At 63.8% G+C, this 12,898-nt stretch carries 15 protein-coding genes; 7 read left to right on the forward strand and 8 right to left on the reverse strand.

The window, feature by feature from the left end; all coding sequences use genetic code 11:
- Positions 1 to 169: 169 nt before the first annotated feature.
- Positions 170 to 1,054: a sugar nucleotide-binding protein gene (locus GN234_RS21690; protein WP_109756467.1), complete on the forward strand. Its 885-nt coding sequence runs from the start codon at positions 170 to 172 to the stop codon at positions 1,052 to 1,054.
- Positions 1,047 to 1,976 carry an NAD-dependent epimerase/dehydratase family protein gene (locus tag GN234_RS21695; RefSeq protein WP_176689042.1) on the forward strand — a complete coding sequence of 310 codons (930 nt, stop codon included), beginning with the start codon at positions 1,047 to 1,049 and terminating at the stop codon, positions 1,974 to 1,976. The genes GN234_RS21690 and GN234_RS21695 overlap by 8 nt, the downstream gene beginning before the upstream one ends.
- A 192-nt stretch (positions 1,977 to 2,168) precedes the next feature.
- Here the strand turns inward: GN234_RS21695 and GN234_RS21700 are convergent, their stop codons facing one another.
- The 5 genes from GN234_RS21700 to GN234_RS21720 form a co-directional block, all read right to left on the reverse strand.
- Positions 2,169 to 2,867 carry an OmpW/AlkL family protein gene (locus GN234_RS21700; RefSeq protein ID WP_176689043.1) on the reverse strand — a complete coding sequence of 233 codons (699 nt, stop codon included), beginning with the start codon at positions 2,865 to 2,867 and terminating at the stop codon, positions 2,169 to 2,171.
- A gap of 222 nt (positions 2,868 to 3,089) precedes the next feature.
- Positions 3,090 to 3,608: a DUF3299 domain-containing protein gene (locus GN234_RS21705; protein ID WP_109756428.1), complete on the reverse strand. Its 519-nt coding sequence runs from the start codon at positions 3,606 to 3,608 to the stop codon at positions 3,090 to 3,092.
- Positions 3,609 to 3,619: 11 nt separating this feature from the next.
- Positions 3,620 to 4,885: an ABC transporter permease gene (locus GN234_RS21710; RefSeq protein WP_176689044.1), complete on the reverse strand. Its 1,266-nt coding sequence runs from the start codon at positions 4,883 to 4,885 to the stop codon at positions 3,620 to 3,622.
- 1 nt (position 4,886) lies between these two features.
- Positions 4,887 to 5,597: an ABC transporter ATP-binding protein gene (locus GN234_RS21715; RefSeq protein WP_176689045.1), complete on the reverse strand. Its 711-nt coding sequence runs from the start codon at positions 5,595 to 5,597 to the stop codon at positions 4,887 to 4,889.
- Between the two features lie 178 nt (positions 5,598 to 5,775).
- Entirely contained in the window at positions 5,776 to 6,351 is a 576-nt protein-coding gene (locus GN234_RS21720; protein WP_109756431.1) for a DUF2796 domain-containing protein, read from the reverse strand.
- A 130-nt stretch (positions 6,352 to 6,481) separates the two neighbouring features.
- Here GN234_RS21720 and GN234_RS21725 point away from each other — a divergent pair, with 130 nt between their 5' ends.
- The gene (locus GN234_RS21725) at positions 6,482 to 6,829 is read left to right on the forward strand and encodes a hypothetical protein (RefSeq protein WP_109756432.1); all 348 of its coding nucleotides are present in this window, start codon (positions 6,482 to 6,484) and stop codon (positions 6,827 to 6,829) included.
- 156 nt (positions 6,830 to 6,985) lie between these two features.
- Here the strand turns inward: GN234_RS21725 and trxA are convergent, their stop codons facing one another.
- The 3 genes from trxA to GN234_RS21740 form a co-directional block, all read right to left on the reverse strand.
- Entirely contained in the window at positions 6,986 to 7,858 is an 873-nt protein-coding gene (gene trxA / locus GN234_RS21730) for a thioredoxin (protein ID WP_176689046.1), read from the reverse strand.
- Positions 7,859 to 8,043: 185 nt separating this feature from the next.
- Complete coding sequence (locus tag GN234_RS21735) at positions 8,044 to 8,703, reverse strand: class I SAM-dependent methyltransferase (RefSeq protein WP_176689047.1); 660 nt, start codon at positions 8,701 to 8,703, stop codon at positions 8,044 to 8,046.
- The gene (locus GN234_RS21740; RefSeq protein ID WP_109756435.1) at positions 8,700 to 9,164 is read right to left on the reverse strand and encodes a YbaY family lipoprotein; all 465 of its coding nucleotides are present in this window, start codon (positions 9,162 to 9,164) and stop codon (positions 8,700 to 8,702) included. The genes GN234_RS21735 and GN234_RS21740 overlap by 4 nt, the downstream gene beginning before the upstream one ends.
- 127 nt (positions 9,165 to 9,291) lie before the next feature.
- Between GN234_RS21740 and nrdR the strand changes: the two genes are divergently transcribed.
- The 4 genes from nrdR to ribBA are packed head-to-tail and all read left to right on the forward strand — an operon-like array spanning position 9,292 to position 12,703.
- A complete protein-coding gene (gene nrdR / locus GN234_RS21745) occupies positions 9,292 to 9,756 on the forward strand; it encodes a transcriptional regulator NrdR (protein WP_013694316.1) in 465 nt (154 codons plus the stop codon).
- On the forward strand, positions 9,753 to 10,886 hold the full coding sequence (gene ribD / locus GN234_RS21750) for a bifunctional diaminohydroxyphosphoribosylaminopyrimidine deaminase/5-amino-6-(5-phosphoribosylamino)uracil reductase RibD (RefSeq protein WP_176689048.1): 1,134 nt from the start codon (positions 9,753 to 9,755) through the stop codon (positions 10,884 to 10,886). Before nrdR ends, ribD begins: the two co-directional genes overlap by 4 nt.
- Before the next feature lie 46 nt (positions 10,887 to 10,932).
- Positions 10,933 to 11,595 carry a riboflavin synthase gene (locus GN234_RS21755; RefSeq protein WP_109756437.1) on the forward strand — a complete coding sequence of 221 codons (663 nt, stop codon included), beginning with the start codon at positions 10,933 to 10,935 and terminating at the stop codon, positions 11,593 to 11,595.
- A 16-nt stretch (positions 11,596 to 11,611) separates the two neighbouring features.
- On the forward strand, positions 11,612 to 12,703 hold the full coding sequence (ribBA, locus tag GN234_RS21760; RefSeq protein ID WP_003206026.1) for a bifunctional 3,4-dihydroxy-2-butanone-4-phosphate synthase/GTP cyclohydrolase II: 1,092 nt from the start codon (positions 11,612 to 11,614) through the stop codon (positions 12,701 to 12,703).
- Positions 12,704 to 12,898 lie beyond the last annotated feature (195 nt).

Here is a 12,898-nt window from a genome sequence, read left to right on the forward strand (position 1 = left end):
TCCCCTCGCCACAAGTCAGCGACCAGCCTTGAAAGACCGTCAAACCTGATGATCTGCACTTTACGGATGACGGTTGCGCACTAAACCCGCAAAAATGCAACGATTCCGGCAACGCCTGTGGGCGTTGTCGACCAAATTCTTGTGCCAACAGACTGGGCCTGCTGACTTTATGCGAATGCGCCTTATGTTACTGGGCGGCGGAAATGCCCTTGGGCAGGCGCTGATTCGCCTCGGTGCAGAAGAAGACATCGGTTTTCTTGCCCCCCGCCCGCCCGAAGACGGTTGGGATGCCGCGAGCCTGACGCAACTGCTCGACGACACCCGCCCGGACGCCTTGATCAACCTGGCGTACTACTTCGACTGGTTTCAGGCCGAGGCCGTCAGCGAGCAGCGCCTGGCCGGCCAGGAGCGCGCGGTCGAGCGCCTGGCCGGGCTGTGCCAGCATCACAACATCATCTTGTTGCAACCGTCGAGCTATCGGGTGTTCGACGGCTCCCGCGCCACCGCCTACAGCGAAAAGGACGAGCCCGTGCCTTTGGGCCTACGCGGCCAGGCGTTGTGGCGGATCGAGCAAAGTGTGCGCGCCACCTGCCCGCAGCATGTGCTGCTGCGTTTCGGCTGGCTGCTGGACGACAGCGCCGACGGCATCCTCGGACGTTTCCTGGCCCGGGCCGAGCAGCCTGAAGAGCTACTGCTGGCGGATGACCGGCGGGGTAATCCAACGCCGGTGGACGATGCCGCGCGGGTGATCATCTCGGTGCTCAAGCAACTCGATTGCGCCGCGCCGCTGTGGGGCACCTACCATTACGCCGGCCACGAGGCGACCACGCCGCTGGCACTGGGCCAGGCGATCCTCACCGAAGCCCGCGCCCTGCATCCCCTGGCAATTGAGTCGCCCACCCCCCAGGCCCACGCCGCACGGCCGGACGCGGCGGAAGAACCGCAGCACGCGGTCCTGGCCTGCAAGAAAATTCTGCACACTTTCGGGATCAAGCCCCGCGCCTGGCGCGCGGCACTCCCGGGCTTACTGGATAGGTTTTATCGTCATGGCTGAAGGCCCTGTTTTAATCACTGGCGGCGCGGGTTTCATTGGTTCGCACCTGACCGACGCCTTGCTCGCCAAGGGACATTCGGTACGCATCCTCGATGACCTGTCCACCGGCAAGCGCAGCAACCTGCCGCTGGACAACCCGGCGGTCGAACTGATCGAGGGCGATGTCGCCGATGCCGCACTCGTGGCCCGGGCCATGGCCGGTTGCAGCGCGGTGGCGCACCTGGCGGCGGTGGCCTCGGTGCAGGCTTCGGTGGACGACCCGGTGCGCACCCACCAGAGCAACTTCATCGGCACCCTGAACGTTTGCGAGGCCATGCGCCAGGCCGGCGTGAAACGGGTGCTGTTCGCCTCCAGCGCAGCGGTTTATGGCAACAACGGCGAAGGCGAGTCCATCGACGAGGACACGCCCAAGGCCCCGCTCACGCCGTATGCCTCGGACAAGCTGGCCAGCGAGTTCTACCTGGACTTCTATCGCCGCCAGCACGCCCTGGAGCCGGTGGTGTTTCGCTTCTTCAACATCTACGGCCCGCGCCAGGATCCGTCCTCGCCGTACTCCGGGGTCATCAGCATCTTCAGCGAACGGGCACAGAAAGGCCTGCCGATCACTGTGTTCGGCGACGGCGAGCAAACCCGGGATTTTGTCTATGTCGAAGATTTGGTGGACTTGCTGGTGCAGGCCATCGAGAAGCCCGAGGTGGAAGTGGGCGCGGTGAACGTCGGCTGGAACCAGGCCACGACCCTCAAGCAGATGCTCCAGGCCCTGGCCGCCGTGGTGGGCGACCTGCCACCGATCAGCTACGGCCCGGCGCGCTCCGGCGACATCCGTCATTCGCGGGCTGACAATCGCCGCCTCTTGGAACGCTTCAGCTTTCCAGCGCAAACGCCGATGAGCGTGGGGCTGGCGCGGCTGCTGGGACGCTGAGTTTCACAGTCCCACAAATAAGGCGCCTTTCGGGGCGCCTTTTTCGTGAGTCATGCATCGCCTCTGTGGCGAGGGAGCTTGCTCCCGCTGGACTGCGAAGCAGGCCCAAAGCATTTGCGACCGCTTCGCGCTCGAGCGGGAGCAAGCTCCCTCGCCACAGGGTGTGTTGTCTCTTTGCGATGGTGCGCGGGCTTAGAACTTGTAGCCCAACCCCACCATGTAGATCCACGGATCCACATCGACATTCACCTTGGCCCGGGTCCCGCCGGCCACGGCGTTGTTGTCCACATATGCAGTGGTGTCGATGTCGATGTAGCGAACCTGGCCGTTGATCATGATGTTGTCGGTCAACATGTAGTCCGCGCCCACTTGCCACGCCATGCCCCAGCTGTTGCTTGCGCGAAAGTTGCTGAAGCCGTTGGCGCTGGCTTCGCTGCCGACGTGTTCGTCGTAGATCCAGGTGTAGTTGATGCCGGCGCCGACATAAGGCTGGAACGCCGACTTGGCGTCGAGCGGATAGTAGACCAGGCTCAGGGTTGGCGGCAGGTGCTTGAGGGTGCCGAGCTTGTTGTTGGCCGCGCCCAAGGCGGTGCCTTTGATCTTCACGTCGTGCTCGAACGGCGAGGCCGCCAGCAGTTCGATCCCCAGGTTGTTGGTGATCATGTAGGCGAAGTTCAGGCCCAGTTGCGTGTCGCTGCTCATGGTCGCCTTGCCGCCCAGGTCGGCACCGGCCAGCGGGCCACGGTCGACTTTGACGCTGGAACTGTCGGCCTCTGGATTGACGGTAATGGCACCGGCGCGAACGATGATGTCGCCAGCGGTGTGGGCCTGGGCGAGTGGGACGGCGAGCGCGAGGGCGACGAGGGAAGCGCTGAGCAAGGACTTGTGCATGGGGGCTCCAGAGGACATTTCAAAATTGATGTCCTATGGTACGAAGCCGTCTGGGCAGGTCTTTTGACTCAGCTCAATGAAAGTGTGATGAGCATTCAAGGGCCCCATCGCGAGCAGGCTCGCTCCCACAGTCGACCGAGTTTTTTCAGAAGCAATCCGGTCCAATGTGGGAGCGAGCCTGCTCGCGATAGCTATTTCATTGCCAACACATCACCACCAGATTCACTCCGGCAGCTCATACACATAAATCTTCTGCGCCTCCATCTGATACCCGGCATCCGCCAGTTCGCTGGTGGACGGCTTGACCTGCATCGGCCCCTCGACCCAGTACGGCTGGTACAACTCGTCGAGCTTGACCCCGACCTCGCTTTTCACATGCACGATCTGATTGGACGGCGGTGGCGGTACGTGGATGCAGGCGCCGAAGTACGGCACCAGCAAGAAGTCCGTGGTGCGGCCTTCCTCGCTGACTTCCAGCGGCACGATGTAGCCCGGCAGACGAATCTGCTGGCCGTCGAGAGCCTTGACCACCGGGGCGTTGGGCAGGTCCTGCTTGGCCGCTGGCGCGGATTCGGCGGCCAACGCGTCACCCATCTTCGACAGGTCGTGCAGCGGGGTCATGTTCGGCACTTCCGGCGGCGCGTCTGGCGGGATCATTTCCGACCAGGCCAAGTCCCTCGGCTCGGCCGCCCACAGCGGCAGGGCGACTATCAACAACAGCGCAAGCAGGGCGCGGGGCATTTTCACTGTCCTCATAAACGGATCGACAGGCCATCGGCCAACGATTGGCGATAGGCGCGCCAGGCGGGCACGCTGCCCATCAGCAGGGCGGCGAGCAGGATGCCAGCCATGAGCGTCCATTCATATTCGCTGGGCCAACCCAGCGGCAAGTACAAACCGTAGGCCGACTGCACGTAACCCTGGGCGGCGGCGATGCCGATGTACAGCAAGGCCAGTCCGGAGACGACCCCGGCCAGGGCCAGGGCAAAGGCTTCGAGCACCAGCAGCGTCGCGATGTGCCACGGTCGCGCGCCCACCGAACGCAGGATCGCCATTTCCCGGCGGCGTTCGTTGAGGCTGGTGAGGATCGCCGTGAGCATGCCGATCAACCCGGTCAGCACCACGAACAACGAAATCACGAACAAGGCTTTTTCCGCCGTGCCCATCAGGCTCCACAACTCTTGCAGCGCCACGCCCGGCAGGATCGCCAGCAACGGTTCGCCGCGGAACTCGTTGATCTCGCGCTGCAAGGCAAAGGTGGAAATCTTGCTGTTGAGGCCGAGCATGAATGCCGTGATCGCTTGGGGCGTAAGGTCCATGTTGCGGGCCTGGTCGGCGCTGATGCGGCCATTGCCCTGGGCCGGCACGCCGTTCTTCCAGTCGATGTGGATCGCCTCCATGCCACCGAGGCTGATGTGCAGCGTACGGTCCACCGGCGTACCGGTGCGCTTGAGGATGCCGACCACGGTGAAGGGCTTGTCGTCATGCTTGACCAGGCTGATCGCCGCCACGCCGTGGGCCAGCACCAGTTTGTCGCCGAGCTTGTAATGCAGTGCCTCGGCCACTTCGGCGCCGAGCACCACTTCGAAAGGGTCGCTGGCGAAAGCCCGGCCATCGGCCAATTCCAGGTGTTGCTGGCGACCGTACTGGTAGTGTTCGAAGTAGGCCTCGGTGGTGCCCATCACTCGATAACCACGATGAGAATCGCCGAGAGACATGGGGATCGCCCACTTCACTTTCGGGTTGCTGGCGAAGTGTTCGAAGCTGTCCCAGCGGATATTGTTGGTGGCGTTGCCGATGCGAAACACCGAATACAGCAGCAGGTTTACCGAACCGGAGCGCGCACCGACGATCAGGTCGGTGCCGCTGATGGTGCTGGCGAAACTGGCCCGCGCCTCGGTGCGCACCCGTTCCACCGCCAGCAGCAGGCACACCGACAGGGCGATGGCGAAAGCGGTGAGGATCGCAGTGAAGCGGCGGTTCGCCAGGCTGGCCATGGCTAGACGGAACAAATACATCTCAGACCTCGAGTGGCGTGGCGGCGCGATTGAGATCGGCCAGCGACAGGTTGCGGTCGAACAGCGGTGCCAGGCTCTGGTCGTGGCTGACGAACAACAGGCTCGAGCCGGCCTCGCGGCATTCGGCGAACAACAACCGCAGGAAGTTTTCCCGGGCGTCGTAGTCCAGGGCCGAGGTTGGTTCGTCGGCGATCACCAGTTCCGGTTGGCCGATCAATGCCCGGGCGGCGGCGACCCGTTGTTGCTGGCCGATGGACAACGAGTCGGCGCGGCGCCCCAGCAGGCTTGGATCGGTCAGCCCCAGGTGCGCCAGCAGTGTGGCGGCGGCTTGATCGACGCTGCCGTGACGCTGGATGGCCCGTTCTGCACGGAGCTTGGAAAAGTGGCAGGGCAGCTCGACGTTCTCCCGTACGGAGAGAAACGGCAGCAGGTTGAATTGCTGGAAGATGTAGCCGGTGTGGTCGACGCGAAAGCGGTCGCGGCGGCCGGCGCCCAGTTCGCTGAGCTCCTGGCCGAGCAGGCGGATGCTGCCGCGATCCGGCGTTTGCACTCCGCCCAGAAGCCCCAGCAGCGTGGTCTTGCCGCTGCCGCTCGGGCCCTTGAGGAACAAGGTTTCACCCGCTTCCAGGCGAAACGCCGGGATATCCAGCAACGGCGGATGCCCGGGCCAACTGAAGCCCAGGTCGGAAAGTTCGATGAGTGCTTGGGTCATGGTTGTGATTTCAAGGTAATGGAGCACCTGTGGGAGCGAGCCTGCTCGCGAAGCGGTGTGTCAGGCGACATCTGGGCTGAATGTGCCGGCCTCATCGCGAGCAGGCTCGCTCCCACACTGGATCTATGTTGCCCACATTTGTGCTCGCAACCGGTCAACGGTGTGGGCTTCGGTGGAGTCAGAACTTCAGGGCAGGTGCCTGGGCCGTCATTTCCCCGCCTTGCTGGCCGCTCGGGCCGATCAGTTGCACCAGGATTTTCTGGGTGGCGGGGAATTCCTTGAACAGTGGTGCCAGGTCCAGATGGGTCAAGGAACCAGGCGCGACGCAGCGGAACCGGTATTGAGCGTGGATTTCGCTGTGTTCGTGGTGCTCGTCGCCATCCTCGTCGGCAGGCTCTTCGTGGTCCGGTTCGTCACCGAACAATGGGCTTTTTAGCACCTTCTGCTCCAGGGTGCATTTGGCATCGGCCAGATTGATCAGCGCCGCCGGCTTCTCCAGCTTCGCCCGGACAGCGGCCACCTTGGCTTTGTCGGCGGCGCTGGTGGCGGCGTGTTCGAAGCCCACCAGATTCATCGCCGGGCTTTCCAGTTCCAGCTCCAGGATCTCGCCGTCCAGCGAGGCGTTGAGGCGGGCGACCCCGTGCTCATGGGCGCCGAGACTGCCGTGCTCATGATCGTGGTCATGCTCGGCAGCCGCGTGAGCGACAGCCAATGGCAGCAGGGCGAACGGCAAAGCGAGAAGCAGACGACGCATGACGAGTCTCCAGAAAGTACAAATTGTGTTATGTAATCTTATAACGAAAGTGCGCAGAGTTTGACCGTCTGCTTGGCGTCGCGCAAGGCCCATGGGAGCATGCGTACATGAAATATTCAGGAGCACGGTGATGTTGCGGATACGCGGAACCGTCGGCGATTGGCCGGTGGACTTGTCGATCGAAATGGATGAGGGCGACTGGGCGCAGCTCGGCGCGCAGTTGCAAGCGGCCAAGCTCGACAGCACGGCAACGCCTGCGGCCAAACCGGCCAATCAGGACGATGCCCAGTGGCAGATCGCCAAGGAACTGCTGCGCAAGGCCGGGCAACTGAGTGGCCCGGACCTGCTGGAACAGCTTGAAGGCCTGACCGGCAGCGCCTCGGCGGGCAAGCGCCTGTTGGTGCGCCTGCGCCACTGTGCCGAGGTCAAGGTGCTGAGCGGCGCCGATACGCCGCTCTACAGTTGGGTCGGGGCCTAGTGGCCTGTGTGGCTAATTCGTGCACTCAACTTCGGCGCCAGAACTTGCCAGTCTGCGTTGCCATTCCTCGCCGTAGCGGGCTACGACTCGTCATGGCGCCTTGCCGGGCAAGCCCTGGCACTCGAATTTGAGTACTCGAATTAACCGTACAGGCCACTAGTACAACGCCGCGAACAGCTTGCGACGATAGGTCGTCACCAGCGGATGATCGTTGCCCAGCAGTTCGAACACTTGCAGCAAGGTCTTGTGGGGCAGGCCTTCGCTGTAGCTGCGGTTACGTACGAACAGCTTGAGCAGCGCATCGAGGGCCGCTTCGTACTGCTGGCGCGCCAGTTGCTGGATCGCCAACTGGTACACCGCTTCGTCGTCCTGCGGGTCTTTCGCCAGGCGGGCCTTGAGGTCGGCGGCGTCCGGTAGATGCTTGGCCAGGCCGAGGAACTGGATCTGCGCCTTGGCTCCGGCAAGGGCGGCCTTGTGCTCGTCGCTTTTCACCGCGTCGAGCACGGTCTGGGCTTCGTCCAGCTCGCCGCGCTCGGTCAGGCAGCGGGCATACAGGATCAGGGCCTTGGCGTTGGTGTTGTCTTCACCCAGCAACACCGTGAGCACGGCTTCGGCATCGGCGAAACGCCCGTCGTCGAACAGCGCCTGGGCCTGTTCGAACGGATCGGCGGCGGCCGGCGGCGGCATCTGCACATGGGGCTCGAGCATCGCCCGCACCGCCGATTCCGGCTGGGCACCGGCAAAGCCGTCAACCGGCTGGCCATCCTTGAACAACACCACCGTGGGCAGGCTGCGAATACCGAAGCGGGCGACGATGTCCTGCTCGATATCGCAGTTGACCTTGGCCAGCAGCAGCTCACCCCGATAGCTCTCGGCGATGGTTTGCAGCATCGGCATCAGCGCCTTGCACGGCGCACACCACTCGGCCCAGAAATCCACCAGCACCGGTTTGTGGAAAGAGTTGGCGATCACCGATTGGTCGAAGTCGGCCGTGGTGGCGTCGAAGATGTAGGGCGTTTCCTGAGTCATGGGAATCTCGTAGAGCGCTTGAATGGGGCAACTATACGGCTTGGTGGGGGTGGCTGAAAGCCGGGCTTGTGGTGCCTGATAGGCCGCTATCGCGAGCAGGCTCGCTCCCACAGGGGATTTGTTCAGGTCACAGAATTTGCCGGCACCACAAAACAACTGTGGGAGCGAGCCTGCTCGCGATGCTTTTAAAGCTCGCGCCGCGCGTGGTACAGGCTCACATGCCGAAACTCTTCCGGCTCAGCCAGGTCCGGCAAAGTCATGGCTTCCAGCATTTCGATGCGCCGGTAAAGCGGATGCTGGAAATCCCGCACCCGGGAATCGGCCACCAGGGCCTCGCGGCCACGGCTGAGGAACTGATCGAGCAGCGGCAGGTTGGCCCGGTCGTAGAGCACGTCGGCGACCAGGATCAGGTCGAAGCGATCGGCCTCGGCAAAGAAATCCGTCGAATAACCCAGCTCTACGTCATTGAGCGCGGCATTGGCCTGGCACGCGGCAATCGCCAGTGGGTCCAGGTCGCAGGCCACCACCTCCAGCGCCCCGGCCTTGACCGCCGCAATGCCCGCCACGCCGGAACCGGCGCCAAAATCCAATACCCGCTTGCCCTCGACCCACTGCGGCTGTTCGGCCAGGTAGCGCGCCATCGCCAGGCCGCTGGCCCAGCAGAAGCTCCAGTAAGGCGGTTCGTGGAGGATGCGGCGGGTTTCTTCCGGGCTGAAGGCGCGGTCCATGTTGTCGCCGTCGATCAGCCACAATTTCAAGTCAGTGTCGGGCAGCGGGCAGGCCACCAGGCGCGCGTCGCCCAGTAACTCGCCCAACGCCCGTTGCAGGTCTTGCGGTGCATTCATGGCGCTTTGACGAATTGCAGGGTGCCCAACGCCTGGGTGGTCGGTTGGCTGATGCGTTGTTCCGGCAGGTGCAGGATCAATTGGCCGGACTGGCTGGCACGGCCGCGCAGTTCCACCCGGGCGCCGACCGGAAAGGCATCGGGGTTGAAACGCAAGCGGAAGGGCAGGGCCTGGTTGGTGCCGATCAGGCTGGAACTGGCGAGCAGTTGCTGCGGACGGTCCTTGTCATCGATCACCAGCAGCGCCAATTCGACCTCGGCCCCGGCCGGTACGCCTTGCAGGGTGCCGCTCAATTCCCGCTGATAAGCCGGCAGTGGTCCCAGCTCGGCAGCCTGGCGAGCCTTTTCCTGAGCCTGTTTCGGCGCCGGGGCCGGTGCGGGCGCAGCCGGTTTGGGGGCATCGCTGCTGCACGCCATCAGCAGGCTGAAAAAACTGAGCAAAACGAGCGATCGTAGCGGCATGTGTGGCTCCAGCAAGGTAAATTCCATGGATCTGACGGTAAGCCCGTCTGTATACCGTAAACCCTATGGCTTGTCTTGCCAGTGGGATGCGCTACCATGGCCCTCCCTTTTTTTGTTGCCTGCCACCATGCACTGTCCCTTCTGCGGTGCCAACGACACCAAGGTCATCGACTCGCGACTGGTCGCCGAGGGCGAACAAGTCCGCCGCCGCCGCGAATGCCTGGCTTGCGGTGAGCGTTTCACGACGTTCGAGACCGCTGAACTGGTGTTGCCGCGCCTGATCAAAACCGACGGCAGCCGCCAGCCGTTCGACGAAGAAAAACTGCGCGCCGGCATGCAGCGCGCCCTGGAAAAACGCCCGGTGAGCGTCGAGCGCCTGGAAGCGGCGCTGGTGCACATCAAGCACAAGCTGCGGGCCACTGGCGAGCGCGAGGTCAAGTCCCTGGTGGTCGGTGAGCTGGTGATGGCCGAGCTGCAGAAGCTCGATGAAGTCGCCTACATCCGTTTCGCCTCGGTGTACCGGCGCTTCCAGGACCTGAACGAGTTCCGCGAAGAAATCGACCGCCTGGCCCGCGAACCGGTGAAAGAATGACCGTTCCGGCGCAGCAGGCCGTCCTCGACGCCCACTACATGGCCCGTGCCCTGGAGTTGGCGCGGCGCGGTCACTACACCACCCACCCCAATCCCCGGGTCGGTTGCGTGATCGTGCGCGACGGGCAGATTGTCGGCGAAGGCTGGCACATCCGCGCTGGCGAGCCCCATGCCGAAGTCCACGCCCTGCGCGCTGCCGCTGAACAGGCCCGGGGCGCCACGGCCTACGTGACCCTCGAACCGTGCAGCCATCACGGTCGTACGCCGCCGTGTGCCGACGCGCTGGTCAATGCCGGCGTGGCACGGGTGGTGGCAGCGATGCAGGACCCCAACCCGGAAGTGGCCGGGCGAGGCCTGCAACGGCTGGCCCAGGCCGGTATCGCTACTGAAAGCGGCGTACTGGAAGGCGAGGCGCGCAAGCTCAATGAAGGTTTCCTCAAGCGCATGGAACACGGCCTGCCGTTCGTGCGGGTCAAGCTTGCCATGAGCCTCGATGGCCGCACGGCCATGGAAAGCGGCGAAAGCCAGTGGATCACCGGTCCGGCCGCACGTTCGGCGGTACAACGCCTGCGCGCCCAGGCCAGTGTGGTGCTGACCGGCGCCGATACGGTGCTGGCGGACAATGCCCGGCTGACCGTGCGCGCCGATGAACTCGGGCTGGACCCGGAGCAGACCGCGTTGGCCATGAGCCGTCCGCCGCTGCGGGTGCTGGTGGACGGTCGTTTGCGGGTGCCGCTCGACGCAGCGTTCTTCAAGGCCGGCCCGGCGCTGGTCGCTACCTGCATGGCGGTGGAAGAACAGTACGCCAACGGCCCCGAATGCATGATCGTGGCGGGCGAGGACGGACAGGTCGATCTGCGTCGGCTGCTGGTGGAGCTGGCGGGGCGGGGCGTCAACGAGGTGTTGGTGGAGGCCGGTCCGCGTCTGGCGGGGGCTTTCGCACGGCAAGGCTTGGTGGACGAATTCCAGATTTTCATCGCCGGCAAGTTCCTCGGGTCTTCGGCTCGGCCGCTGTTGGACTGGCCGCTGGCGCAGATGAAAGATGCCCCGGAACTGAAAATCACTGAAATCCGCGCCGTGGGCGATGACTGGCGAGTCACCGCCGTCCCCGTTCCCCAGGCGAGCGTATAATTCCCGGCTTTCGCCCAAGCGGCGGCCCGTTCTCGAGGAGGACTCCATGTTTACCGGCATCATCGAATCCATCGGCAGCATCCGCGCACTGACCCCCAAGGGCGGCGATGTGCGGGTCTACGTCGAAACCGGCAAGCTCGACCTGAGCGACGTCAAGTTGGGCGACAGCATTGCGGTCAACGGCGTGTGCCTGACCGCCGTCGAGTTGCCGGGCAACGGTTTCCTGGCGGATGTCAGCCGCGAAACCCTCGACTGCACCGCCATGAACGACCTCAAGAGTGGTAGCCCGGTCAACCTGGAAAAAGCCCTGACGCCGACCACCCGCTTGGGCGGCCACTTGGTCAGCGGCCACGTCGATGGCGTCGGCGAAGTGGTTTCGCGCACCGATAACGCCCGCGCCGTGGAGTTTCGCATCCGCGCGCCCAAGGAACTGGCCAAGTACATCGCCCACAAAGGCTCGATCACCGTCGACGGCACCAGCCTGACGGTCAATGCGGTGGATGGCGCCGAGTTCCTGCTGACGATCATTCCCCATACCCTGAGCGAAACCATCATGGCTTCGTACCGGCCGGGGCGCCGGGTCAACCTGGAAGTCGACTTGCTGGCCCGGTACCTGGAGCGCCTGCTGTTGGGCGAAAAGGCCGCAGAGCCTGCAGCCGGTAATATCACTGAAAGCTTTCTGGCCGCCAACGGCTACCTCAAATCCTGACCCAAGGGGGTGCCGCGTGGCGCTCAATAGCATCGAAGAACTGGTTGAAGACATCCGCCAAGGCAAGATGGTCATCCTCATGGATGACGAAGACCGCGAGAACGAAGGCGACCTGATCATGGCCGCCGAGTGCTGCAAGGCCGAACACATCAACTTCATGGCCAAGCATGCCCGCGGGTTGATCTGCATGCCGATGACCCGCGAGCGCTGCGAGCTGCTGAAGTTGCCGCTGATGGCGCCGCGCAACGGCTCGGGCTTCGGCACCAAGTTCACCGTGTCCATCGAGGCCGCCGAAGGCGTGACCACCGGGATCTCCGCCGCTGACCGCGCGCGCACCGTGCAGGCCGCTGCCGCCCGGGACGCCAAGGCCGAAGACATCGTCAGCCCCGGCCACATCTTCCCGCTGATGGCCCAGGCCGGCGGCACCCTGGCCCGCGCCGGCCACACCGAAGCCGCGTGCGACCTGGCGCGCATGGCCGGTTTCGAGCCCAGCGGTGTGATCTGCGAAGTGATGAACGACGACGGCACCATGTCCCGTCGCGCGGAGCTGGAAACCTTTGCCGCCGAACACAATATCAAGATCGGTACCATCGCCGACCTGATCCACTACCGGATGATCCACGAACGTACCGTTCAGCGGATTGCCGAACAGCCCCTGGACAGCGAACTGGGCCAGTTCAACCTGGTGACCTACCGCGACTCGGTGGAAGGCGACGTGCACATGGCGCTGACCCTGGGCACCGTGTGTGCCGAAGAACCGACCCTGGTGCGCGTGCACAACATGGACCCACTGCGCGACCTGCTGATGGTCAAGCAACCCGGCCGCTGGAGCCTGCGGGCCGCCATGGCCGCGGTGGCCGAGGCCGGCAGTGGCGTGGTATTGCTGCTCGGACACCCGCTCGATGGCGACGTGCTGCTGGCGCACATCCGTGAAACCGGCGACCAGGCAGCGGTGAAAAAACCGACCACCTACAGCATCGTCGGTGCCGGTTCGCAGATCCTTCGTGACCTGGGCGTGCGTAAAATGCGCCTGATGAGCGCACCGATGAAATTTAATGCGATATCCGGTTTCGATCTGGAAGTTGTAGAATACGTGCCCTCCGAATAATAGCCCGGAGATTTCGGCATTGTTGTTCACTTAAGGCTTGTTAGATTCATTGTGGCGAGGGAGCTTGCTCCCGCTTGGGTGCGAAGCACCCACAACAGGGCCGCTGCGCAGCCCGGCGGGAGCAAGCTCCCTCGCCACAAAAGCTTGAAAGTGAACGACATGGCGGGATTTGCGATGCTGTATTCGTGGCTAATA

Source organism: Pseudomonas bijieensis, assembly GCF_013347965.1.
In the GTDB taxonomy this organism is placed as follows: Bacteria; Pseudomonadota; Gammaproteobacteria; order Pseudomonadales; family Pseudomonadaceae; genus Aquipseudomonas; species Aquipseudomonas bijieensis.

What these genes read in the sequence shown, in the direction of transcription:
- ribD (WP_176689048.1), top strand. Translation starts at nt 9,753, where the DNA reads ATGACCGTTCCGGCGCAGCAGGCCGTCCTCGACGCCCACTACATGGCC.
- nrdR (WP_013694316.1), top strand. Translation starts at nt 9,292, where the DNA reads ATGCACTGTCCCTTCTGCGGTGCCAACGACACCAAGGTCATCGACTCG.
- GN234_RS21735 (WP_176689047.1), bottom strand. Translation starts at nt 8,703, where the DNA reads ATGAATGCACCGCAAGACCTGCAACGGGCGTTGGGCGAGTTACTGGGC.
- GN234_RS21700 (WP_176689043.1), bottom strand. Translation starts at nt 2,867, where the DNA reads ATGCACAAGTCCTTGCTCAGCGCTTCCCTCGTCGCCCTCGCGCTCGCC.
- GN234_RS21695 (WP_176689042.1), top strand. Translation starts at nt 1,047, where the DNA reads ATGGCTGAAGGCCCTGTTTTAATCACTGGCGGCGCGGGTTTCATTGGT.
- GN234_RS21710 (WP_176689044.1), bottom strand. Translation starts at nt 4,885, where the DNA reads ATGTATTTGTTCCGTCTAGCCATGGCCAGCCTGGCGAACCGCCGCTTC.
- GN234_RS21725 (WP_109756432.1), top strand. Translation starts at nt 6,482, where the DNA reads ATGTTGCGGATACGCGGAACCGTCGGCGATTGGCCGGTGGACTTGTCG.
- trxA (WP_176689046.1), bottom strand. Translation starts at nt 7,858, where the DNA reads ATGACTCAGGAAACGCCCTACATCTTCGACGCCACCACGGCCGACTTC.
- GN234_RS21715 (WP_176689045.1), bottom strand. Translation starts at nt 5,597, where the DNA reads ATGACCCAAGCACTCATCGAACTTTCCGACCTGGGCTTCAGTTGGCCC.
- GN234_RS21740 (WP_109756435.1), bottom strand. Translation starts at nt 9,164, where the DNA reads ATGCCGCTACGATCGCTCGTTTTGCTCAGTTTTTTCAGCCTGCTGATG.
- GN234_RS21720 (WP_109756431.1), bottom strand. Translation starts at nt 6,351, where the DNA reads ATGCGTCGTCTGCTTCTCGCTTTGCCGTTCGCCCTGCTGCCATTGGCT.
- GN234_RS21705 (WP_109756428.1), bottom strand. Translation starts at nt 3,608, where the DNA reads ATGCCCCGCGCCCTGCTTGCGCTGTTGTTGATAGTCGCCCTGCCGCTG.
- GN234_RS21755 (WP_109756437.1), top strand. Translation starts at nt 10,933, where the DNA reads ATGTTTACCGGCATCATCGAATCCATCGGCAGCATCCGCGCACTGACC.
- GN234_RS21690 (WP_109756467.1), top strand. Translation starts at nt 170, where the DNA reads ATGCGAATGCGCCTTATGTTACTGGGCGGCGGAAATGCCCTTGGGCAG.